This is a genomic window from Exiguobacterium sp. ERU653 (genome assembly GCF_018617775.1).
Taxonomy (GTDB): domain Bacteria; phylum Bacillota; class Bacilli; order Exiguobacteriales; family Exiguobacteriaceae; genus Exiguobacterium; species Exiguobacterium marinum.
In genome coordinates this window covers 1,382,771-1,405,654 of record NZ_JACSKV010000001.1, presented here as the reverse complement: position 1 = coordinate 1,405,654, position 22,884 = coordinate 1,382,771, and the positions used below count along the sequence as shown (strand labels likewise).

The window sequence follows — 22,884 nt, the reverse complement described above, 5'->3', positions numbered from 1 at the left end:
ATTGTTATTTACCCGTCTGCTTCCCGAAAACACCCTTCGTTTTTAAAATGAAGGTGGAAATCAATCCAATAATGAGAATTCACATGTTGATTAGAATGGTAGGGACTAAAAGTGTCCATGAAAAAACAAAGGGACTTAAAAACAATCCGGTTGAAGTAACGCTAGATCATTGGTTGTAGGTAGCAAGTTTCATCATGTGCACTTGAACAGCAATCACGGTCATCCACTACAGGTAACCGTTTTTTGTATGGAGAAGTCGGGTAAATGGACAGAGACAAGGAGGGAGTTAGGATGGACTTAGTGACCTTTATGTTTACAGATGACGGTTCCATTCCGAATCATCCGGATTATCCGGCGCTCTTGTATCGCGGTGTCTTTGATGACCCGAGCGGCATGCGAGAGACGTTCGCCCATAACGAATGGACGAACAGTTGGGTAAACGGGGTGTTCGACTATCATCACTATCACAGCAACTCGCATGAAGTGCTAGGCGTGGTACACGGTGAAGCGACCCTTCAACTCGGAGGAACGAACGGGGACCTCGTCCGCGTCAGTACGGGTGATGTCCTCATCTTGCCAGCAGGGACGGGACACCGCCGAATCGAGGCGAGCACAGACTTCCAAGTCGTCGGGGCATATCCGGACGGTTGCGACTATGACACGCTGACCGGGAAGACGGAAGAACGACCGGACAGCTTGAAGCGAATCGAACGAGTTGAGAAACCGACATTTGACCCTGTCTTCGGGACGACGGGTCCGTTACATGAAGCATGGACAAAGGAGGAAATATCATGAATCAACGACTTCCACACTCTTTATTACTTGCAGCATTAAAGCAAAACGTCGTCGAATTGAAAGACGGACGGGAGATGCGTACACTTGGACAAGGCACGTGGCGTATGGGGGAAGAGGGATCGAAGCACGACGCTGAGGTCGAAGCGCTTCGAACGGGGCTCGACTGTGGGCTCCATGTCATCGACACGGCAGAGATGTACGGAGAAGGTGAATCCGAGCAGTTAGTCGGTGAAGCCATTCAAGACCGACGCGAGGACGTCTTCCTCGTCTCGAAGGTGTATCCGTACAATGCGTATGGCGACAAACTCGTCAAAGCATGCGATGCGTCACTCGAACGACTCGGGACGGATTATCTCGATCTTTACTTACTTCACTGGCGAGGCGACGCCCCGCTTGAGGAAACGATTGCCGGGATGGAGCAGCTCAAGGCAGAGGGCAAGATTCGGGCGTGGGGTGTCTCGAACTTTGACGTCGAGGATATGAAAGAGCTTCTCGCATTGCCGAACGGTGACCATTGTGCGGTCAACCAAGTACTCTATCACCTCGGCAGTCGCGGTATTGAATATGACCTGCTTCCTTACATGAAGGAACAAGGCATCCCGGTCATGGCGTACGCCCCGCTCGCCGAAGGAAGTGACGTGAAAAAAGACGTCTTCGAAAACGAGACGGTCAATCGAATCGCGGAGGCGTATAGTGCCTCGGTCGCGCAAATTTTACTTGCCTGGACGATTCGGAGTGGGCATGTCATCGCCATTCCGAAAGCCGGACAGGCCGAGCACGTCGAGGAGAATGCCGCAGCGCTCTTGCTCAATTTGAATGAGGAAGATTTTGCCGCACTCGACGAGGCGTTCCCACCACCGACGACAAAACAACCGTTAGATGTCATTTAATGATGTGAACTGGACCGATCAATGGTCCAGTTTTTCTTTTGTCGAAATCGATTGTCACGCACATGTTGCGGGTAAATAAAGGAAGGACTTGCTTGTGTAGAGGAGACTGATACGACAAGGGAGCTGAAAACAGAATGGAACAGACGTTTACCGCGGAAGAGTTCAAAGAGAAGATGTACTCGAATTTGAAAGTGCGGCCGAGTGATTCGGTTATTTTGATGTGCTCGATTTTTATCGCGTCTATCGGATTAAACATGAACTCGATCCCCATCATTATCGGGGCGATGTTGATTTCACCTCTCATGACGCCGATTTTAAGTATCGGTCTTGCCCTCTCACTTTATGATATGAAACTGCTACGGGCAGGGATACGTCTGCTTCTCGTTCAAGTCGCGGTCAGTCTGACGGTCGCTACAATCTATTTCGCGATTTCTCCCATCACGTATGCGAGTAATGAAATCATCGCACGGACCGAACCGACGATTTGGGATGTCATCATCGCATTTGCCGGAGGGACTGCAGGGATTATCGGGGCGCAAAAGAAAATGAGCAACAATATCGTCCCGGGTGTCGCCATTGCAACAGCGCTTATGCCCCCGCTCTGTACAGTCGGGTATTCGATTGCGACACGTAACCTTGATTATTTGATTGGTTCGAGCTATCTCTTTATCATCAACTGTTCGTTTATCGCGATCGCCACGTTCATCGGGGTCAAGTTCATGGGCATTTCACAGGAATTGACCAAGCAGGATGTGAACCATAAAAAGGTTAATCGTCTTTTGATCGGACTGTCTGTTCTAATCGTCCTGCCGAGTATTGCTTCCGCGACCACACTCGTACAAGACAGCATCATCCGGACCGGGATCAACAATTTTGTCGAGAACGAGTTCTCAGACGCCATTATCATCAGTCAGGACTACCAGGAAGATGATGATTTGCTTCTCGTGACGACGACGGGGAAACGGTTGACCGAAGAGGAGCTTGCCGAAATCGAATCGCGCCTGCCGGACTACGGGCTTCGCACTATTGAACTCTCCGTGACGCAAGTGCCAGATTTGAACGGGTTGTCCGGAGAGAGGGTAGCCGAGCTGCTTCAAAAATATTTAGAAAGCCGCCTGCAACAATTCAACTTGTTCGACAGCCGTCAAATCGATTTGGAGGACTTGCCGTTCGAACTGCAGAACGAAATCAATCCAAACTAAAAGACCATCGATTTTTTTCGATGGTCTTGCTCGTTAGTTCGCGAGCGGATGTTTCAAGAGATAGTCTTCGATTTGATCAATCGTTTCTTTCAACACGCCGTCTGCGAACGGAGACTTGAGACCCGCCAGTTCAACGAGTTCGAGGAACGAGCGGCTTCCGCCTGCCTGACAGAGCGTGAGGTAATCGCTCCATGCCGCTTCGCGGTCTTCATGCATGCGCACCCAGAACTGGAACGCACACACTTGTGCGAGCGTGTAGTCGATATAGTAGAACGGGCTTTGGAAGATGTGGCCTTGTTGGTGCCACCATGCGCCAGACTCAAGATAGTCGTTCGTCTCATAATCGCGGTGCGGGAGATAGACCTTCTCTAAATCGCGCCATGCTTGACGACGCTCAGCTGCTGTCATCTCTGGGTTGCGATAGACGACGTGTTGGAACTCATCGACGAGCACGCCATATGGAAGGAACGTCATGCTACCGGCCAAGTGATTGAACTTATACTTGTCGACTTGGTCGCCGAAGAAGAGCTCCATCCATGGCCAACAGAAGAACTCCATCGACATCGAGTGAATCTCGCACGCCTCGTACGTCGGGAAGGCGTATTCCGGAGTCGTCAAATGACGGCTCTCATACACTTGGAAGGCGTGACCGACTTCATGCGTGAGGACGTCGATATCCCCGGCAGTTCCATTAAAGTTTGAGAAGATGAACGGAAGTCCTTCAGACGGTAAGTACGTGCAATAGCCACCGCCAGATTTACCTGGTTTCGCCGTCAAATCGAGGGCGCCGCGTTCCTGCATGTATTGGAAGAACTCGTCTGTCTCATTTGAGAGCTCACGGTACATCTTGTTCCCACCTTCGATGATGAACGACTCGTCCCCTTGCGGTGTCGCGTTACCGTCCGGGAAGACGAACGACTCATCGTAGTAATAGAGGTGGTCGACACCGATTCGTTTCGCCTGTTTTTCTTTCAAAGCGGAAGCGAGCGGTACGATGACATCACGAACTTGCTTGCGGAAGTTGTCGACCATCGACTCGTCATATCCGACACGTTGCATACGCGCATAGCCTAGCTCAACGAACGACGGGAAGCCAAGCGCGTGAGCGATTTCTGTACGCACACGTACGAGTTCGCCGTAAATGCGGTCGAGCTCGTCGCCGTTGTCTGAGAGGTATGTATAGCGGGCGACGGATGCTGCTTTTCGGACATCGCGGTCTGGTGACTGAAGATACGGACCGAACTGTGACAGGTTGAGCGTCTTGCCGTCAAATTCGATCTGTGCCGCTGACATGACTTTTTGATAGGTCGTCGCGAGACGGTTCTCTTCTTGCAGTTTCGGGATGAGCGACTCCTCGAACGTCTCGAGCGCACGCTCGGCGAGAGAAAATAATTGACTGCCCCATTCGGCTTCGAGTTCAGTGCGAAGCTCGTGGTTCGTCAAGACACGGTAGTACACTTGGATTTCTTTCTCGTAGACGGGAAGTGCATCGTCAAAGAAAGATTGTTCTTCCTCATAAAAAGTATCGCGTGTATCGACCGAGTGTCGGATCGCGACGAGTTGACTTTGTGTTTCAAAGTCATTACGTTCCTTGTTGATTTGGCGAATGAGTTCGTTCGCTTCTTCGAGTGTACTCGCTTGCTGTAATTCGGCAGAATAGTCCGACAATCTGCTGTTCAGAGCGTCCAAGTCGGGTCGTTCATATGACAATTTTGTGAAAGTCGTCATTGTAAGCGCCTCCATCGTGTGAAATTTTTACAAAGTGTAAAAAGGGCTTGCAAAAGCGATTGCACACTCGTATTCTTACGATGTGTAAAACGATTTCGCACTACCTTATTACCACTATACCGTTTATAAGGTAGGGATTGAAGTTTTAGCTTTTCGGGTATAAAAGGTAAGACTTCGATTCAATAGAACATGTTGGAGGGATTAAGCTATGGGATTCTTTAAAAAACTATTTGGTGGTAAAGAAGAACAACTCAACGCGGTTTCACCGCTTACAGGAAAGGTCATCGACATCACGAACGTACCGGACCAAGTATTCTCGCAAAAAATGATGGGTGACGGAATCGCAATCGAGCCGACAGAAGGTAAAGTCGTCTCACCGGTCAGCGGAACAATCGCAACAGTATTTCCGACGAAACACGCAATCGGTATCAATGCGGACAACGGTGCGGAGTACTTGATTCACATCGGTCTTGATACGGTAAACCTTAAAGGCGAAGGCTTCGAGACGCACGTCACAGAAGGACAAGCTGTCAAAGCAGGTGACCCGCTCGTCACGTTCGACCTCGACTTCATCAAAGCGAACGCTCCATCAACAATTACTCCGGTCATCATCACGAACCATGACAGCTTCGGCGTGAACAAACTTGTCGCAGAAGGCGATACAGTGACAGCTGGATCTTCAGAAGTCGTAGAATTGACGAAGAAATAAGAAAACGATTGATCACTCGGGAGCTCATGCTTCCGAGTATTTTTTTGTGAATACGGGAATTATAATAAAAGAGAGGAGAGGGGGAAATGAGATGGATGGAAAAAATGCACCGTACCGAGGATATGGGGACCGGATTCGAATATTGCGAGAGCGGGCCGGGTTGTCGATTGAAACGCTTGCGGAACGAATCGGCGTGGCACCTTACTTTATTCGTCGCACTGAACTGAGTGAAGTGTATCCGACCATGCCTTACATAGAGGCGCTCGCAGAAACTTTACAGATTGATTCGAATTATTTAGCTCGTCACATTTGGACGGGCGAGTCGCTCAAAGTGTTAATGCGGGGAAAAGTGCCGGAACTTGAACAGATGAAGCTCGCCTATGAAGAGGCGATGCACGGCAAGTCCGTCGAAGAGATGCAACGGCAGATCGAGGAGCGGATGCGCATCTTTGACTTGATGCATGAAGAAGAGTTGCAGCGGCTCTTCGAAGAAGACGAAGAGCCGACGTCTCACCATGCGCTTGAGGCACTAGTCAATGCGGTACTCGACCTTGGACGTTCTCATGATTCGATGCGCCACATCGTCCCATTCGCCAGATATGTAGAGCGACTCGTTCCCGAACAATTCTCGGACAACTCGTTCCAATACGCAGAGTACGGTGTCGTGGACAAATCCTATAAATTGCAATGATCGTAGGATATCTACAATTTTTGTGGCAACTAAAAAAGTGACCAGGACATTCCTGGTCACTTTTATGCATCAGCGCATCGGACGCGCTTCGTAGCGTACTTTCGGACGTGTGCCGGCTAGTAAGAAACCGAGCACGATATTCAAGATTGTGAGCACCCATCCGACGTAACCGAATGTGTAGGCAAGACTCGCCAGCATCGTCTGCCAGTCGAGCAATGCTGCTGCGTCCCCGCGGAATGTGAAGCGGATGACGGTGAAGCCAATGAGTGTCGTTGCAGTAATCATGATGCCGATCCATGCGCCACCGAAGCGGGACGTCTGTGAACGTCTGCTGACCGGATACCAAAACGCGAGCGTACCGATGAACGTACTGCCTGCATACGCAAGCAGGATTTGCCATAACGCATCCGCGTCTAAGAAAACGGTGTAACAGATGAACGTCGTGAGCGTCGTCATAAACGTAAAGATTAAGGCTGCGAGTAATCGTGATCGCATAGTTCGTTTTCCTCCTCATTTTGCACATTCTTTAGAGTAAACGAAAACGAATTTGCTGTAAACGTTATTGACGGTTTTGTAATATTTGTCTCCATTGTTTAATGGCGTTCGTACCGTAGAACAAGACACCGCCACGATAGAATTTCGAGCCGATCCACAATGTGACGCCGATTGTTCCAACCAGTAATCCGATGGAAAGCGCCACTTCCCAAACCGCCACATCGACGAGCATGACCCGAAGGAACATGAGCATCGGTGTGAAGAATGGGACGAACGAGAGGATTGTCACGATCGTCGCATCCGGATTGTTCAACCCAAACATTGCGACGAGGAATGCTGCGACGAGGAGCATGATGACCGGCATGACCATCTGTTGTGACTCTTCGACTCGACTGACGAGTGAACCGAGGACGGCGAAAAGCGATGCGTATAACAAGTACCCGAGCAAGAAGAAGACGAGTAAATAGATGACGGCCCGTGCGTTCCCGGCGTTTTCGATGACGGTTGATGCCAGCTCACTGCCACTCGCACTCACATAACCGAATCCGAGGAAGATCCCGATTTGGATGAGGGCGAGCGTCCCGATGGCCGTCACTTTCGCAAGCATATGCGTGACCGGATGGGTCGTCGAGATGATGAGCTCCATGACACGTGACGACTTCTCTGTCGTCACCTCTGTCGCAATCATCGACCCATACGTGATGATGGAAATATAAAGGAGCATCAACATGACGTAGACGAGTGCAGAGGACGAGAGGAGCTCATCCGAGTTTTCTCCACCGCGTCCGAGGTACGATTCGTCGAGTTGGATCGGTTCGCTGAGAGAAGCGATGACCGCCGGATCGACATCGGATGACTCAATTAGCTCCGCATTTCGCAACTGTTGCAACGACGTTTGCAAGAGGGCGGTGAATTCCTGCTCCGGACGTTCAGAGATGACGCGGGCATCGTATCCGTCAACAAAGGCGACGACACCGTATTCTCCGTCATTAATACCGGCACGAGCCTCTTCCTCGGTGATGTCACTCGTGGCAACATCTTCATAACCGAGGGACTGCATCGTATCGACGAGTTCCGTGTTCTCCGAAACGACGAGAGCGCTCGCCTGCTCGGAGTCCTCAAACGTAGACATGATGCGGTCGATGTTCGTGAACGCGAAAATGAACAGGATCGTCAAAGCCGTCGAGATGAGGAATGCCTTCGAACGGACTCTAGATTTGAGTGTGAACGCATAGAGCGGTCCAAAATTATGAAACATGCTGTCCGACCTCCTTAATAAAGATGTCATTGAGCGATACGGGCTGACGCATGAACGTCTTCACATTCGCTTGATGGCGGACGAGTGTCGACAGGACGGCATCGCTGTCTTCGAATGAATGCAGACGAACTAAGTGACCGGACTTGTATGGTTCGATCGCTTCGACGACAGGAAGCGATTCAAGTACTTGAATCTGGTCTGTCTCGATGAAAAGGGCCGGCTCAGCGTAGCGCGACTTGATGGTCGGAACGTCGCCGCTCACGACGGCACGTCCGCCTTTTAAGATGCCGACATGTTGACACAGTTCTTCGACATGCTCCATTCGATGGCTCGAGAAGACGATGGTCGTCCCGGCGTCACGCAATGCGAGCACCTCACGCTTCAGAATCTCGACGTTGACCGGGTCAAGTCCGCTGAACGGTTCGTCTAAGATGACGAGTTCAGGGTTATGGAGCAGGGCGGCCACGAGCTGAATCTTCTGCTGATTCCCTTTTGAGAGTTGTTCAACGCGCATCGTCTCATACTGGGGAATCTCGAGGCGTTCAAGCCACGACTTGACCGCACGTTTGGCCTCACTTCCACGCATCCCTTTTAAGCTAGCGAGAAAGACGAGCTGTTCGCGCACCTGTGACTTCGGATATAATCCTCGTTCTTCGGGCAAATAGCCGACGATGCGGTGGTCGACCGCTTTGCCGTTCCACGTGATATTTCCATCGGTCGGCTTCAAGATGTCGAGAATCATGCGGAACGTCGTCGTCTTGCCGGCACCGTTCGCACCAAGCAATCCAAACATTTCACCTTGTGGGACACGAAAGGTGAGATCGTCGACTGCTGTATAGTCACCGAACTCTTTCGTGACTCGTTCGATATGTAATGCCATGTTCATCTACCTCCTTAAGATGTCTCTTCTCTTATCGTACGCCACTATGAGCAAAAAGTTTCACTTTTTCTGGTCAATGATTTATCTTGAAATCAAGATAATAAAAGGAGGATGACAATGAACACGCAGTCTACAGGGATCCATCACATCTCATCGATGGTACAAGATCCGCAACGCACGCTTGATTTTTATGGAGAAGTCCTCGGTCTCCGCTTCGTGAAACAGACCGTCAACTTTGATGACCCAGGCACGTATCATCTCTATTTTGGGGATGAGGTCGGCATGCCTGGTACGGTCATCACGTTCTTCCCAATCTCAGGGTTAGGGAAAGGGCAGGTCGGGAGCGGACAGGTCGGTGTGACGGCCTATCTCGTGCCGGCAGGAAGTTTACCGTTCTGGGAAGAAAGACTACAACAGCACGGGATTGCGACCGTCGCCACAGAACGGTTTGATGAGGCGTCTCTGTTGTTCGAGGACCCGGATGGACTCGTCGTCGAGCTCGTCGCGAGACCAAGCTCGAAACAGACACGTTGGGTCGTCGAAGGAATCACAAAGGATGAGGCGATCGTCGGATTCGCCGGCGCGACGTTATTGTCAAAGGATCCGGACGAGACCGTTCGTCTGTTGATCGAACTGTTAGGTTTTGAACGGGTCGCAGAAGATGGGGAATGGGTCCGTCTGATCGGGTCAGCCGATTACGCGAACGTCATCGATGTGAAGAAGACGATTTTATCGAACGGGGTCCCAGGCACGGGAACGGTTCACCACATCGCTTGGCGCGTTGCGGACGGTGAACAGTATCCGACATGGCAAGATGCGATCTTTGACGTTGGGCTAAGACCGACCGAGGTGAAGGAACGTAACTATTTCCGCTCCGTCTATTTCCATGATGCCGGACGCATCCTGCACGAACTTGCGACGGACGTACCTGGATTCACTGTGGACGAGTCGATCGATTCACTCGGTGAGACGCTTCGTTTGCCATCATGGCTAGAAGAAAAACGGGACCACATCTCTCGTACATTGCCAACCATTAAACTACCGAAAGGAGAACGAATATGATTCATCAATTCATTCAAGGAACGAAAGAGACGACGCTCGTCTTGTTGCACGGAACAGGAGGAAGCGAGCAAGATTTGATCCCACTCGCGAAAGAATTGTCGACAGAGGCGAACATCTTGACACTTCGAGGAGATGTCATTGAAAACGGGATGTCCCGTTTCTTCCGTCGTCACGCAGAAGGGGTGCTCGACTTAGAAGATTTAAAGAAGCAAACAGAGCGCTTCTTAAGCTTTTTGAACGAGGCGGCGACAAAATATGGGATTGACCGGGACAAGATGATTCCAATCGGCTATTCAAATGGAGCGAACTTGATTGGCTCGGCACTTTACCGCGCCCCGGCGTTTACCGCATCTCTTTTGTTCCATCCGATGGTACCGGACCGCTCGTTGACGCTCCCTGACTTGACAGGGAGGAACGTATTCATCTCAGCGGGAGAGCGTGATCCGATTTGTCCGAAGGCAGAAACAGAAGAGCTGACAACGACGCTCCGTAGCGCGGGAGCAGACGTCGAGCTCTTCTATCACTCGGGTGGACATGAACTTCGCATGGAAGAAGTCGAGGCGGCACGGACGTGGATTGCCACTTACCTCGACTAAGTCGTTCAAGCCATTTTTTTCGGTTTGTTCGGACGAGAGTAGACGACGAGGACACCTCGGTCAATCAAATAGGCGGCGAATAAACGTTTCGCTTCCTCAGCACGTACGGTTCGGTCGATTTGGATATACAATCGGCCGAGCTTTTTTTGTGAGGTGCGCGTGAGTAGCCAAATCGAGTCGAGCGTATACTGCCAAGTTTGGAGTGTGTCACCGCCGATGTATAAGTAGCGGTTTTGAGTGCGCTCAAGCAAATAATTGAGCCACCAGACGTCACGGACCAATTTGGCACAGACACCGAGCACGAACGTGAGACCGAGGAAAGCCATGCTAGACAATACAGGATGAATGGCAGAGAACCCATTACGGACCGATTCAAAGGCGACAATGAGTAAGCCGACGGAAAAGATGCTGACGAACCACCAGAACCCGAAATTAGAGAATGAACGTTTCGGATCGTGTACCATATGATGTCGATTCCGGATGATCGAAGCCATTCTCTCCACCTCCTTTATTAGAATATTCTGAATATTTAGTAACACCACTATACTATACTGTACCCAATCCCGTCTATTTGAATACGCATACAACATGTTGAATCTTGAGGATTTTTTGACGTTTCGGCTTGCATTCAGCGAATTGTGGGAATGATGACAGTGAAGACATGAAAATTTTGTTGAAACGTAATTTCACTCTGCGTAGGAATCGATTATGATAGGTAAGGGAAATTTTGATGAGGTGATATGAAGTGAAGAAGATGAAGGTCGGAGAACTGAGAAATGAGTTGAAATCATTTACTCAAGAGGAACTGATTGAACTCGTCGTCAGTCTTTATAAACAACATGCCGAGGTGAAGACGACGTTGAATGGTTATTTCATTGAAGAATTTGAAGGGGATGTCATGAATCAGCTCAGACGTGACATCGTAAGTTTAGGAGAACGTGCCTCATACGGTTCAAACAATTTGACACTCCTAAAGAAAGGGGCTGCCATCGTCAAACAGGCAGAATATTTCAAGGAACCAGCCTTCACGGAAGGCGTACGGATTTTTTATTTGATTTATTTTAGCCCTTACGTTGAACAGATGGGTGAGTTGCTAGAGGTGAGTGCCCCGAAAGAGCTCGAAGTCTATTTCAAAGAGTTTGATAAGCTACTTAAGCGAATGAAGGAAGATCCTTATACGCTCTATTTAATAAAAGATCAAGTTGACGAGTTGCTCAATGAGATCCCGATTCATGAACGTGAACAAATCCTTGCATTTTGGGAGCGTCAAAAAGCATGGACAAAAGAAAATATCGATTAGAGAACTAGAGGGAATGTTATGAGAAATTATTGGTATGACAATATTAAAGGTGTGCTCGTCCTGCTCGTCGTGTTCGGCCACTTATTGACCGATGTTCGCGGTGTTTACGATGACATCCTTCCAAAGTGGGTATATCTGTTCTTATATACGTTCCACATGCCGCTATTCATCATGCTCAGCGGTTACTTTTATCGAGAGAACCGTTATTTGCGTGTAATCCAGTTGTTTGTCGTCTATGTCATTTGGCAAGTCATTCTAGGGTCATGGTTCGCCTTCACAGAAGGGATTTCCATATTCTCGCTCGAGAATCCAGGACTGAATCTCTTGAAACCGTACTGGGCGCTCTGGTATTTGATGGCAATTGTCTTCTGGTACATTATTACTCCGTACGTTACACAATTGAAAGGATACGTGTTATACGCACTCTTGTTTGCGCTTCTTTTCGGGTTTCAAGCCGAGGCGACGGGCTACTTCGCATTAAGGAAAGTCATCATGTTCTATCCGTTCTTTTTAATCGGCAACTGGATGTCCGAACGAAATACGCTCAACTTCTTTGAATTGCCGAAACGGGCAGAGCAACGGAACCGTTACCGGATTGGTGGGGCAATCATATTTTTCATGCTTACGGTCGGGCTCTTGATCTCAATGCGTGTCCAACAATCCGATACGTTCTATCATATCGGGAATTTGTTCAAGTTCCGTTTCGCTTATGACACGGCCGTGCCTGAAGCGATGTGGGGTGGACCGTTCGCCTTTTTGATCGTCTACACGGTATCGTTACTCATGTCAATCAGTTTCGCACTCATCATTCCTGGTCGAAGACTCCCGATTTTCTCGCGTGCCGGACGATATAGCTTGTATGTGTATCTCGTTCACGTGTTCTTTGTTGTCGCTTGGAAAGCGTTCGTACCTGCAGGGTTCATGCCGACATCTTGGCAACAATTACTCGTCTTGTTTGGAGTCGCTTTCGTGATGGTCCTTGTAATTATCAGTCCGCCGATGGTCCGTCTCTTGCGTCCCCTCGTCGAAATCGACGTGAAGCGGATACAGAATACAAAAGGTGTAAAAGGGTAAAGTCTTTTCTAAATGCTTCATTTCCGCTACACTTTATAGAGAAGAAACGAAATTAGAGTTAAGGAAGTGACCCTTATGCCGTATGAAAATGGAATGCACAGCACAGAAGGCGACGTGAACGTATCGCGTCACGTCGTTGAAATGATTGCCGCAGTCGCAGTTAAAGAAACGAAACACGTGTCTTTCACACAAGAAGATACGAAGTTGTCAGAGCGTTCGCTCATGAAGCATGTGAAAGTGGACGAGTCAGAAGAAGGTATCACCATCAACTTGTCGCTTTACATCGCCTACGGGCAATCGATCATTAAGACGGTGACATCGGTTCAAGAGCGCATCACACAGGACATGGACACGATGCTTGCGATGACACCACGTTCCGTCAACGTGAAAGTCGTCGGGATTCAGCTGTAATCAGGAGAGGGGAGCCTTGAAGCTCTCCTCTTTTTTGATTTTTGCGAAATCGGTTGCATCAAGAGAACGTTTTCATTTATAATAGAAATCGAACAAGTGCAACCGTTTGCATCATTGACCAAACGTGCAACGGGTACTTGTCAAGTTCCCTAAATGTAGTCTGACGACACAAGCATTTGAAGGAAAGGCGGAAAGCAAGTATGTCAACGATTGAAGCAGTGATTTTCGATTTAGATGGTGTCATTACTGACACGGCAGAGTACCATTACCTCGCTTGGAAGCAACTCGGAGAAGAGCTCGGAATTCCTTTTGACCGCGAATTCAACGAAACACTCAAAGGAGTGAGTCGGACCGAGTCGCTTGAGCGGATTCTTACGCTCGGCGGGAAACAGGACGATTTTACACCGGAAGAGAAGGACGGACTCGCACAAAAGAAAAACGAGCATTACGTTGAACTCATTCAACATATCTCATCAGACGATCTTCTTCCTGGCATTGTTTCATTCCTCGATGAAATTAAAGAGGCGGGACTTAAAATCGGAATGGCTTCAGCTTCAAAGAACGCATTTGCGGTCGTTGACGCACTAGGTGTCCGTCATTACTTCGATCATATTGTCGATGCAGCAACTGTCGCCCAGTCGAAACCACACCCCGAAGTGTTTTTGAAGGCCGCTTCTGCCCTTGGCGTGAAACCCGAACTCGCCATTGGCGTTGAAGATGCGGCTGCCGGCGTAACTGCAATCAAAGCGGCAAATATGTTTGCTGTCGCCGTTGGAGAAGAATCGATGCTTGGTCATGCAGACCTCATCGTGGCCTCTACTGACGAACTTTCACTCGAACGCATTCTCGAACGTGTTCACGTGTAAATGACTACAATCATCTTCCGTGAGACGGCGACTGCCCCGAACAGTCGCCGTCTTTTTTGAGCCAAAAGTCCTAAATAGACAATTTTGCCCAAAAAGTGATGACAAACACATTACAAATCCGTTACACTTTTATAGAAGATATAGAGGGATTATTAGGAATTCTTGATTTAAAATAGGGAATTTCTCATTATAATTGGATGTAGAAGGGGATTTGTGTATGGAATCTACGAATGTCAACGAGCATATTTATCGAGAATTGATGGAAATCGAAGAATCATATCGTCAGTTACAGCGACGTGCTGAATATTTGATTGCAGAATTGAGTCGAGAACGAGAAGAAAAAGACTCAACGGCTGATGCGTCTAAACGCCTACGACCACGACGTGTCAATCAACGATATCCTCTTGAAGTATATGTTCATCAAGTAACCGACCTTTTAAAGGAACGTCAAACGATGAGCGTGCGTGATATTCAGATGGAGCTTGAACTTCGCTACCGTCATCACATCAGCAATATTTACCAATTGATGGTGAAAATTGAAGGCGTGAATCCAGAGATCAAAAAAATCGGACGCGGTCTTTATACATACGAACCAAAAGAAGAAGTTGCCGCGACACTTTCATAATGTACAGCCGATGGGGCACGCCCCATCGGCTTTTGTTGTAAACGGACTGATATCAAACCATCGATTCAAAATATGATATAATTCGCCAGAGTCTTATTTTTTTGAGAGAGGAACTGTCGGCCCATGTTATGGATTGCCATGTTGGTCAGTTTTGTGATGGCCATCTTGATTACACCGCTCGTTCGCCGATTCGCATTTTTTATAGGTGCGGTCGATCATCCGAACGCACGAAAAGTACATTTACGGACGATGCCACGTATCGGTGGTCTCGCGATTTTTATCGCATTCTTCATCGGCTATGCCTTGTTACTTCCGACAAGCCGCTATAACGACGCCATCTTGATCGGGGCCGTTGTCATTCTCCTTACAGGACTGATTGATGACCGGTTCCAGTTGTCGGCTCGCGTGAAGCTGATGGGGCAAATGATTGCGACGGTCATCGTCTTGAACTCGGGGATGCGCATCGAACTCGTCAATCTTCCGTTTGATCAGCAACTATATCTCGGGTCATGGAGTATTCCGGTCACGGTCCTTTGGTTGATTGGGATCACCAATGCGATCAACTTGATCGATGGGCTCGATGGGCTCGCCGCAGGTGTGTCGAGCATCGCCCTCGGAACGATTGCTGTATTGGCAATCATTCAAGGGAACGTCTACTTGACGATGATGGCATTGCTGCTACTTGCAAGTACGCTCGGTTTTCTCGTCCACAACTTTTATCCGGCAAAGATTTTTATGGGAGATACGGGAGCCTTATTTCTCGGATATATGCTTGCTGTCTTCTCACTCATCGGTTTTAAGAACGTAACCTTGTTCTCACTCGTCGTCCCGGTCTTGTTACTTGGGTTACCCATCTCGGATACGATTTTTGCGATTGTACGTCGACTCGTCCAAGGTCGACCGCCGATGTCACCGGATAAATCACATATGCACCACCAGTTGATCGACATGGGCTTCACGACACGTCAAGCTGTCTTGCTCATGTACGGAATGACCTTATTCTTTGGAATCTCGTCAATCTTGTTTGCCAAGACAACGATGCTTGGCGCCGTCATCACATTTATCGTAGTCTTGATTGTCATCGAATTGATTGTTGAATCGACAGAATTAATTCATCCCAATTATAAACCGATTATCCGCACGTCACGGCGACTACTTGGTCGCTCGAGAACATAAAACAACCATGAGTGGTCGCTTAGCGATACTCATGGTTGTTTTTAGTACGTCGTTGTCTCAGTCATGGAGTCGTCTGTTTCATCTGTTTCCGGTTCGTCTGCGGTGACAGGCATCCCCAGTTCGGTTTGGAGGAGGGCTTGTGCATCACGAAGGTCGGTGGGGTCGAGTTCATAATAATAGACACCGTTCAACGTCAAGTCGGTCCCTTCAAGCGTTTCACGATTGAAAGACTTGAGAGATTTTACATAAGGTTGGAGTTGCGAGGCTTCCGATAATGACATATTCGTTCGGATGTTCTCGCCGACTGCGTTCATGATCCGGTTCAACTTCGTGAAAGAGTTGATTGTCGTCGCCTCGTTGATGATGGCCTCAATCACTTGTTGCTGTCGACCTGCTCGGCCGATGTCACCGGCAGGATCTTGTTTTCGCATACGAGCGTATGCGAGTGCCTCTTTTCCGTTTAGGACTTGGACGCCCGGTTCTAACTCGACGTTTCCGGTCGCTTGTCCTGAAATCGGTATGAGTACGTCGATTTCAACACCGCCGACCGCATCGACCAAATCTTCGATGCCATCGAAGTTGATGGTCGCATAGTAGTCGATTGGGATGTCGAGCAAGTTCTCGACGGTCGAAATCGTCGCGTCGATACCACCGTAAGCGTAAGCGTGGTTAATCTTGTCTTTAAAAGGGTCATTGTCGTCGATGATGATATCGACGTACGAGTCGCGAGGGATACTGACGAGCGTCACTTGGCGCGACTCTTTGTTGAACGTCGCCACCATCAAGGAGTCACTTCGTCCTTCCTCGAGCGAGGCGCCGCCATCGACCCCTGCTAGTAGGACGGAGAAGTGGTCTTTCGTCAAGTCGATGGTTTCTTCGCGACGCTCTGACTTGTCGCCGCGCTCCAACTCCTTGTTCGTATTTTCGGCGGTTTCATTCGCTTTGAAGACAAAATACCCGAAAGCGGAACCACCGATTAACAATACGACACCCAACACGATGAGGACGACTTTCCAAGGTGATTTTTTCTTGCGTGGGGGTGTGTCCATGTTGTTTCCTCATTTCAGTTGTTTCTTTTAGTATAGGTGTTTCAGCGTTTGAAATCACGTTCGATGATGCGTTTATCGTTGGTTTGTAGCTTACCTTGACCATTTGTTATATCCGTCATCCAAGCGAGCGCCTTATCTGTCTCTTCCACGGGTACTGAGACATGAAACGTGACCAGGTCGGCGTAGACGATGTCATCGAGCAAGTATGTGGACTGTCTCAACTCATGTTCGACTTTGCCGATCCATGTATAGTCGACAGTGAGTGTCAATTGTTGCATCTGCAAGCGCTCGACGATTCCGATCACGTCTAACCCTTCGCTAACGGTCCCACCATACGCCCGAATGAGACCGCCACCGCCTAACTTTATTCCGCCAAAGTATCGTGTGACGATGACGACTGTGTCTTTTAGATGTCGTTTACGCAATACTTCGAGCATCGGCAAGCCCGCTGTACCGCTCGGTTCACCATCATCATTTGCTTTTTGATGCTCGTTCCTTTCACCGATGATGTAAGCTGAACAATTGTGGTTCGCATTCCAATGCTCTTTTTTGATGCTTTGAATGAACGCTTGGGCCTCTTCTTCGGATTCGACACGTTTGAAGTGAGCGATAAATTTTGATTTTTGAATAAGGACTTCGTATGTTCCACTTTGTTTTATAGTATAATTTGACTCAGTAGACATTTCTGAAAATTCTCCTTTCTATTTTTAAATATTTTTTTTAGAATTCAAGTAGGCACATACGCTTTACATAGCGAATGGGTTTATAGAAGATCTATCATTACCGCTGTAAACCTGATTTCAAACGACGATATATAAGGATAGATGAGGATTAACTACCGAACTATTAGGGGATGGCATCGTGAATCATATTACCGATCGGACAGCTTTAGAACATATCATAACAAATATGATTGAAACGGTGACGGAAAGTAAAGAGGAAATCGTCCGTATAACCGAAAGTTCAGCAACTGAATATTCAGCAATTCAAAATGAGTTGAAAGAATTGACGGATAAAATCGAGTTCTACATCGAGGAGTCCGATCGACTCGACAGACTCGTAAAAGCTGCAAAGTCAAAGCTCGTTCAAGTCAGCAAGAAGTTTCATATACATAGTGAGCAAGAAATACGCGATGCGTACGAACGAGCGAATCAAATGCAACTTGAACGGTTTCTCGTCCAAAAAGAAGAAATGGCGGCCCAGCAGCGTCGTAACGATTTAGAGCGCCGTTTACTCATCTTAGAGGACACGATTGAACGTGCCGAAAAATTGATCGGTCGTGTTAGCGTCGTCTTGAACTTTTTACGAGACGACCTGCAGCAAGAGTATTCGGACATGATGAAAAAACAAGAGATGGCCCTCGGTGTATTCGAAGCAGCCGAGCGCGAACGGCGCCATCTTGCCCGCGAGATGCACGACGGCCCAGCGCAATCGCTTGCCCATATTTTGATTCGTGCCGATTTGATCGAAAAGACGTTTGACAAACGAGGGAAAGACGAGGCATTTGCCGAATTACATGAACTTAAAAAGTTGATTCGTGGCGCACTCGTCGATGTCCGTCGCTTGATTTATGATTTACGTCCGATGTCACTTGATGATTTAGGTTTTTTGCCGACGCTCGAGCGCTATCTCCATCAAACAGAGGAGTATACGGCCATTAAGACGCGTCTTAACTATCGTGGGTCACGCGCACGTTTGCCTGAGAAGCTAGAAATCAACGTATTCCGTCTCGTGCAAGAAGCGGTACAAAATGCGATTAAGCATGCTAAGACGTCAGAGATTATCGTCAATGTCGAACAGGGGAACGATGTGATCCATCTTCATGTCCGTGACTATGGTATCGGGTTTGAACCGAGCACGATTGGCGAAGAATCATTTGGGATTGTCGGGATGCGCGAACGAATTGAATTGGTGAACGGGAGTATCACCATCGACTCGGAAGTCGGCAAGGGGACAGTTGTCCGAATGTCGATTCCGATTCCGTGAGAGAACAAGGGGGAAGACAAACATGGATTTGACACAGACACGCATAGCAATCGTGGATGATCACGAACTGTTCCGCGAGGGATTGAAGCGGATTTTTGATTTAGAGGATGAATTTGAGGTTGTCGCAGAAGGGCGGACGGGTCGCGAAGCAGTTCGCATTGCAGGTGAGCAGAAACCGGAGATTCTGATTATGGATATCAACATGCCGGACATGAATGGGATTGAGGCGACGAAGCAACTCTCACTCCTTTCGCCGGAGACACGTGTCCTCATCCTCTCGATTCACGATGATGAGTCATATATCACGCATGCGCTCGAAGCGGGGGCCTCTGGGTTCTTACTAAAAGAAGTGGCATCGACAGAGCTGATTTCAGCGGTTCGTGCCGTCGCTCGGGATGGGGCTTATCTTCATCCGAAAGTGACGACGAACGTTTTAAAAGAGTACCGTCGTCTCTTACAATTCAAAGGAGAACAAGCGGGTCGTGGGGTCGAGAGTCGAACAGATGACCCTGTGTATCAACTGTTGTCACGTCGTGAGGTCGAGGTATTACACCTTCTCGCTGATGGCCGATCGAACCGGGATATCAGTGACATGCTCTTTATTAGTGAGAAGACGGTCAAAAACCACGTCTCCTCCGTCCTTCGTAAAATGGACGTGAACGACCGTACACAAGCCGTCGTGGATGCGATTCGTCGGGGTTGGGTCGAGATTTGAGCGTCACCGATGCTTTACTTCGTTTTTGTGTTACAATATGGAATGGAATCCTAACATAATTGGAAAAATGAAACGACGTAAAGTGAGGATATAGTATGGGAAACATTGCGATTTTAACCGACAGTACCGCCTACTTGTCGGATGATTTTTTGGCGCGGCATGACGTCCATGTCGCACCACTCAGTGTCATCTTCGATGGCGCGTCGTACCGTGAGTCGATCGATATGTCGACCGAGGCGTTTTATGAGCGTATCGAGGCGGGCAATTTACCGACGACGTCGCAGCCGGTCATCGGTGAGACGGTCGAGTTGATCGAGAACTTGTCGGATGATGTGACGGACGTGATCGCCATCACACTCTCGAGTGGCATTAGCGGAACATACCAGGCGATGATTGCGATAAATAATATGGTAGATGTAACCGTTCATGCGTTTGATTCGGAGATCTCATGTATGCCGCAAGCGTTTCTTGTCGAAGAGGCATTGCACCTCCGTGACAATGGTGCGACACCGGAAGAAATCATCGCGCGACTCGAGACGGTTCGTGATTCGATTCGCGCATACTTTGTCGTAGATGACCTCGATCATTTACAGCGTGGTGGACGGTTGAGCGCGGCGCAAGCACTCGTCGGTTCGTTCTTACAAATCAAACCGGTTCTTCACTTTCAAGATAAATCAATCGTCCCGTTTGAAAAGATTCGGACGTATAAGAAAGCAGTACGACGAATCGAAGAAATGATGGATGAGTCGATTGTCGGAGATGGCGAAGGATATTGCATCGGAATCATCCATGCCAATTGTCCGGAACGTCAGGCGGACGAAATCGCTTCGATGAAGCAGAAGTTTCCAAAAGCACACATCTCGGGAAGCCATTTCGGTCCTGTCATCGGGACGCACCTTGGACCTGGTGCAATCGGCATCACTTGGTATCGTCGCGAATGGTAATAGAGACGACCGTCTAAGGTCGTCTTTTTCAATGGAGGAGGGAATGTGATGGCGAAATATCGCCAAATATTTGAGCGTCTGGCAGAAGAAATGCGTAACGGCACGAGACCGGCAGACTCAAAACTCCCATCTGAGACAGAGTTGATGTATCAATTCGAAGCCAGTCGGGGGACAGTCCGTAAGGCACTCGATCTGTTGCAGGAGAACGGGTACGTAAGGAAGCATCACGGGAAAGGCGTATTCGTGTTGAAGCGGGATCAAATCGAGTTTCAATTCAACGGTATCGTCAGTTTCTCGGAAATATATGCAAGTATGCTAGGTCGTTCCATCCAAACCCACGTCGCCTCGTTCGAAGAGATGGAGGCCCCGCCCTGGCTCGCCGAACGAATGAACCTGACACCGGGGACTCACGTGTTTCGCATTGAACGGGTCCGAAACTTTGATGGGGAGAACGTGATCTTAGACATCAATTATTTTGTCAAAGACCTCGTTCCGGGATTGACAGAAGAGATTGCAGCCCGTTCCATTTATGGATACATCGAACGGGAACTCGATCAACAAATCAGTTATGCCAAACGGAAGATTGCGGCCGAGGACGTGACGGAACTTGACCGGGAGCGACTCGACTTGCATGACTATGAATACGTCATCGTCATCACGAACGATACGTTCTTATATGAAGGGCAACAATTTGAATATACGGAGTCGCGCCACCGATTGGACAAGTTCCAGTTCAGTGACGTCGCCCGTCGGTAAACCTCTTTCGAATAGAAGGAGGTTTTTTGTTTGAACGAGTGTGAGCAAGGGAATTTTTCACATGAATATTTGTCGAATGACGTTCATCAAAACTTATATAGATAAGTTGTTGACTTAACTTATATAGATAAGTTATACTTTGTTTGTAATCATAAGTAACCGTTTTCATAAGCAGTTTTCAAACAAAGGAGGACTATGAACATGAAGGCAGACTATCGTCAAATTGCCGCTGACATTTTAGAAGCAATCGGTGGCAAAGATAATGTAGACAAGGCAGCTCACTGTGTGACACGTCTTCGTCTCTCCCTCAAAGACCAGTCGAAAGTCGATGAGGGACGTGTGAAAGAAATCGATCTCGTCAAAGGGGCGTTCGAGAACTCTGGCGTGTATCAAATCGTCATCGGAGCCGGTGATGTCGATCGCGTCTATGCTGAATTTATCAAGCTCGCCGGTCTTGAGGCGGCAACGGTCGCCGAGGTCAAATCTGCAGGTGGCAAAAAAATGAATCCGCTTCAAAAACTCGTCAAAGTCTTCTCTGACGTCTTTATGCCAATCATTCCAGCCATCATCGTAGCCGGTCTCCTCATGGGGATCAACAACCTACTCGCTTCAGAAGGTCTCTTCATCGACGGACAGACGCTCATCGAGGCATATCCGAACTTACAAGGACTTTGGGATCTCATCAACATGATGGCGAACACGTCATTCGTCTTCTTACCGGCACTCGTCGGATGGTCGGCGACGAAACGATTCGGTGGTAGCGAAGTACTCGGGATCGTCATGGGTCTCTTGCTCGTTCACCCGGACCTCTTGAACGCATGGGGCTACGGGACAGCAGCACTTGAAGGCGAAGTACCAACGTTTGATATCCTAGGACTTTTCGAAATTGAGAAAGTCGGCTATCAAGGTCAAATCTTGCCGGTCCTCGCCGCTGCATATATTTTGAGTCAAATCGAGATGTTCTTGAAAAAACGTGTGCCGAACGCGATTCAGCTCTTGGTCGTTCCGATCACGACAATCGTCGTCACTGGATTCCTCGCACTCGCAATCGTTGGACCGATCACTCGTGGAATCGGTAACTTGATCGCAACAGGACTTGTCAACACGTTTGAAGCCGTACCGGTCGTCGGGGCACTCCTCTTCGGGTTGTTCTACGCACCGCTCGTTGTCACAGGGATGCACCACTTATTCATCGCCATCGACCTTCAGTTGATCGCGGATACAGGCGGTACATTCATCTGGCCGATGATCGCCCTCTCAAACATCGCGCAAGGTTCTGCCGCACTCGCTATGTTCTTCGTTTACAAGCACAATGCGAAACAAAAGAGTATGGCATCGACTTCAGCGATCTCTGCATACTTCGGTATCACAGAGCCGGCCATGTTCGGGGTCAACTTGCCGCATAAATTCCCGTTCTACTCAGCGATGATCGGGTCGGCAATCGCGGCAATCTTCATCACATTGAATGACGTTCAAGCAATCGCCATCGGTGTTGGGGGACTCCCAGGATTCCTCTCGATCTTCACAGATAAAATCCTTCTCTTCATCGTCGGCATGTTCATCGCGATCATCGTACCGTTCGCGCTCACATTCGTCTTGTCGAAACGCTACATGAAGAAGGGTGAAATCGAAGAAAACAAAGTCGCATAAGAAATGATTCGGGAGGGAGGGACGGC

The 22,884-nt window shown here is 48.7% G+C and carries 25 protein-coding genes; 18 read left to right on the top strand and 7 right to left on the bottom strand.

The features are described 5' to 3' along the window. Positions 1-291: 291 nt before the first annotated feature. From KNO95_RS07205 to KNO95_RS07195, 3 genes are all read left to right on the top strand, one after another. The gene (locus KNO95_RS07205) at positions 292-795 is read left to right on the top strand and encodes a cupin domain-containing protein (protein WP_214878533.1); all 504 of its coding nucleotides are present in this window, start codon (positions 292-294) and stop codon (positions 793-795) included. Further along, positions 792-1,685, top strand: a complete 894-nt coding sequence (locus KNO95_RS07200) for an aldo/keto reductase (RefSeq protein WP_285801756.1) — start codon at positions 792-794, stop codon at positions 1,683-1,685. Before KNO95_RS07205 ends, KNO95_RS07200 begins: the two co-directional genes overlap by 4 nt. Before the next feature lie 134 nt (positions 1,686-1,819). Beyond that, the gene (locus KNO95_RS07195) at positions 1,820-2,887 is read left to right on the top strand and encodes a DUF389 domain-containing protein (RefSeq protein WP_214878531.1); all 1,068 of its coding nucleotides are present in this window, start codon (positions 1,820-1,822) and stop codon (positions 2,885-2,887) included. 33 nt (positions 2,888-2,920) lie between these two features. Here the strand turns inward: KNO95_RS07195 and KNO95_RS07190 are convergent, their stop codons facing one another. Further along, positions 2,921-4,615 (bottom strand): M3 family oligoendopeptidase, encoded by a 1,695-nt coding sequence (locus KNO95_RS07190; RefSeq protein ID WP_214878528.1) that lies wholly within the window; start codon positions 4,613-4,615, stop codon positions 2,921-2,923. Between the two features lie 208 nt (positions 4,616-4,823). Here KNO95_RS07190 and KNO95_RS07185 point away from each other — a divergent pair, with 208 nt between their 5' ends. Together KNO95_RS07185 and KNO95_RS07180 are read left to right on the top strand one after the other, a co-directional pair. Beyond that, positions 4,824-5,324, top strand: coding sequence for a PTS sugar transporter subunit IIA (locus KNO95_RS07185; protein ID WP_214703371.1), 501 nt, complete (start codon positions 4,824-4,826; stop codon positions 5,322-5,324). 91 nt (positions 5,325-5,415) lie between these two features. Beyond that, complete coding sequence (locus KNO95_RS07180) at positions 5,416-6,015, top strand: helix-turn-helix domain-containing protein (RefSeq protein WP_214878526.1); 600 nt, start codon at positions 5,416-5,418, stop codon at positions 6,013-6,015. A gap of 69 nt (positions 6,016-6,084) precedes the next feature. Here KNO95_RS07180 and KNO95_RS07175 read toward each other — a convergent pair whose 3' ends face one another. The 3 genes from KNO95_RS07175 to KNO95_RS07165 form a co-directional block, all read right to left on the bottom strand. Next, positions 6,085-6,510, bottom strand: coding sequence for a hypothetical protein (locus KNO95_RS07175; protein ID WP_026825360.1), 426 nt, complete (start codon positions 6,508-6,510; stop codon positions 6,085-6,087). A 64-nt stretch (positions 6,511-6,574) separates the two neighbouring features. Then, positions 6,575-7,768 carry an ABC transporter permease gene (locus KNO95_RS07170; protein ID WP_214699615.1) on the bottom strand — a complete coding sequence of 398 codons (1,194 nt, stop codon included), beginning with the start codon at positions 7,766-7,768 and terminating at the stop codon, positions 6,575-6,577. Beyond that, complete coding sequence (locus KNO95_RS07165) at positions 7,758-8,648, bottom strand: ABC transporter ATP-binding protein (RefSeq protein ID WP_026825362.1); 891 nt, start codon at positions 8,646-8,648, stop codon at positions 7,758-7,760. The genes KNO95_RS07170 and KNO95_RS07165 overlap by 11 nt, the downstream gene beginning before the upstream one ends. Before the next feature lie 117 nt (positions 8,649-8,765). Between KNO95_RS07165 and KNO95_RS07160 the strand changes: the two genes are divergently transcribed. Both KNO95_RS07160 and KNO95_RS07155 read left to right on the top strand, forming a co-directional pair. Continuing rightward, positions 8,766-9,710, top strand: a complete 945-nt coding sequence (locus tag KNO95_RS07160; protein WP_214703372.1) for a VOC family protein — start codon at positions 8,766-8,768, stop codon at positions 9,708-9,710. Then, positions 9,707-10,306: an alpha/beta hydrolase gene (locus KNO95_RS07155; protein ID WP_214703373.1), complete on the top strand. Its 600-nt coding sequence runs from the start codon at positions 9,707-9,709 to the stop codon at positions 10,304-10,306. Before KNO95_RS07160 ends, KNO95_RS07155 begins: the two co-directional genes overlap by 4 nt. A 5-nt stretch (positions 10,307-10,311) precedes the next feature. On the opposite strand, the gene KNO95_RS07150 is transcribed toward KNO95_RS07155, so the two are convergent. Continuing rightward, the gene (locus KNO95_RS07150; RefSeq protein ID WP_214703374.1) at positions 10,312-10,800 is read right to left on the bottom strand and encodes a hypothetical protein; all 489 of its coding nucleotides are present in this window, start codon (positions 10,798-10,800) and stop codon (positions 10,312-10,314) included. 251 nt (positions 10,801-11,051) lie between these two features. Between KNO95_RS07150 and KNO95_RS07145 the strand changes: the two genes are divergently transcribed. The 6 genes from KNO95_RS07145 (at position 11,052) to KNO95_RS07120 (ending at position 15,758) form a co-directional block, all read left to right on the top strand. Next, entirely contained in the window at positions 11,052-11,606 is a 555-nt protein-coding gene (locus KNO95_RS07145; protein ID WP_214878524.1) for a hypothetical protein, read from the top strand. Between the two features lie 18 nt (positions 11,607-11,624). Continuing rightward, a complete protein-coding gene (locus tag KNO95_RS07140) occupies positions 11,625-12,680 on the top strand; it encodes an acyltransferase family protein (protein WP_214703376.1) in 1,056 nt (351 codons plus the stop codon). A 75-nt stretch (positions 12,681-12,755) separates the two neighbouring features. After that, a complete protein-coding gene (locus tag KNO95_RS07135) occupies positions 12,756-13,091 on the top strand; it encodes an Asp23/Gls24 family envelope stress response protein (protein ID WP_026825368.1) in 336 nt (111 codons plus the stop codon). Positions 13,092-13,291: 200 nt separating this feature from the next. Further along, positions 13,292-13,957 (top strand): beta-phosphoglucomutase, encoded by a 666-nt coding sequence (pgmB, locus tag KNO95_RS07130; RefSeq protein ID WP_214703377.1) that lies wholly within the window; start codon positions 13,292-13,294, stop codon positions 13,955-13,957. Between the two features lie 217 nt (positions 13,958-14,174). Beyond that, complete coding sequence (locus KNO95_RS07125; protein WP_214703378.1) at positions 14,175-14,582, top strand: Rok-like winged helix domain-containing protein; 408 nt, start codon at positions 14,175-14,177, stop codon at positions 14,580-14,582. A gap of 123 nt (positions 14,583-14,705) precedes the next feature. Beyond that, positions 14,706-15,758, top strand: coding sequence for a glycosyltransferase family 4 protein (locus tag KNO95_RS07120; protein WP_026825371.1), 1,053 nt, complete (start codon positions 14,706-14,708; stop codon positions 15,756-15,758). A gap of 41 nt (positions 15,759-15,799) precedes the next feature. Here the strand turns inward: KNO95_RS07120 and KNO95_RS07115 are convergent, their stop codons facing one another. Then, positions 15,800-16,807 (bottom strand): LCP family protein, encoded by a 1,008-nt coding sequence (locus tag KNO95_RS07115; RefSeq protein ID WP_026825372.1) that lies wholly within the window; start codon positions 16,805-16,807, stop codon positions 15,800-15,802. 41 nt (positions 16,808-16,848) lie between these two features. Then, entirely contained in the window at positions 16,849-17,490 is a 642-nt protein-coding gene (locus KNO95_RS07110) for a YigZ family protein (RefSeq protein WP_214878521.1), read from the bottom strand. Between the two features lie 178 nt (positions 17,491-17,668). Here KNO95_RS07110 and KNO95_RS14525 point away from each other — a divergent pair, with 178 nt between their 5' ends. From KNO95_RS14525 to treP, 5 genes are all read left to right on the top strand, one after another. Next, positions 17,669-18,793, top strand: a complete 1,125-nt coding sequence (locus tag KNO95_RS14525) for a sensor histidine kinase (RefSeq protein WP_214699597.1) — start codon at positions 17,669-17,671, stop codon at positions 18,791-18,793. A gap of 22 nt (positions 18,794-18,815) precedes the next feature. Further along, the gene (locus KNO95_RS07100; protein WP_026825375.1) at positions 18,816-19,508 is read left to right on the top strand and encodes a response regulator transcription factor; all 693 of its coding nucleotides are present in this window, start codon (positions 18,816-18,818) and stop codon (positions 19,506-19,508) included. Positions 19,509-19,603: 95 nt separating this feature from the next. Continuing rightward, complete coding sequence (locus KNO95_RS07095) at positions 19,604-20,452, top strand: DegV family protein (protein WP_026825376.1); 849 nt, start codon at positions 19,604-19,606, stop codon at positions 20,450-20,452. A 45-nt stretch (positions 20,453-20,497) separates the two neighbouring features. Then, complete coding sequence (treR, locus tag KNO95_RS07090; protein WP_026825377.1) at positions 20,498-21,208, top strand: trehalose operon repressor; 711 nt, start codon at positions 20,498-20,500, stop codon at positions 21,206-21,208. 201 nt (positions 21,209-21,409) lie between these two features. Beyond that, positions 21,410-22,858 carry a PTS system trehalose-specific EIIBC component gene (gene treP, locus KNO95_RS07085; RefSeq protein ID WP_214703382.1) on the top strand — a complete coding sequence of 483 codons (1,449 nt, stop codon included), beginning with the start codon at positions 21,410-21,412 and terminating at the stop codon, positions 22,856-22,858. Positions 22,859-22,884: the final 26 nt, after the last annotated feature.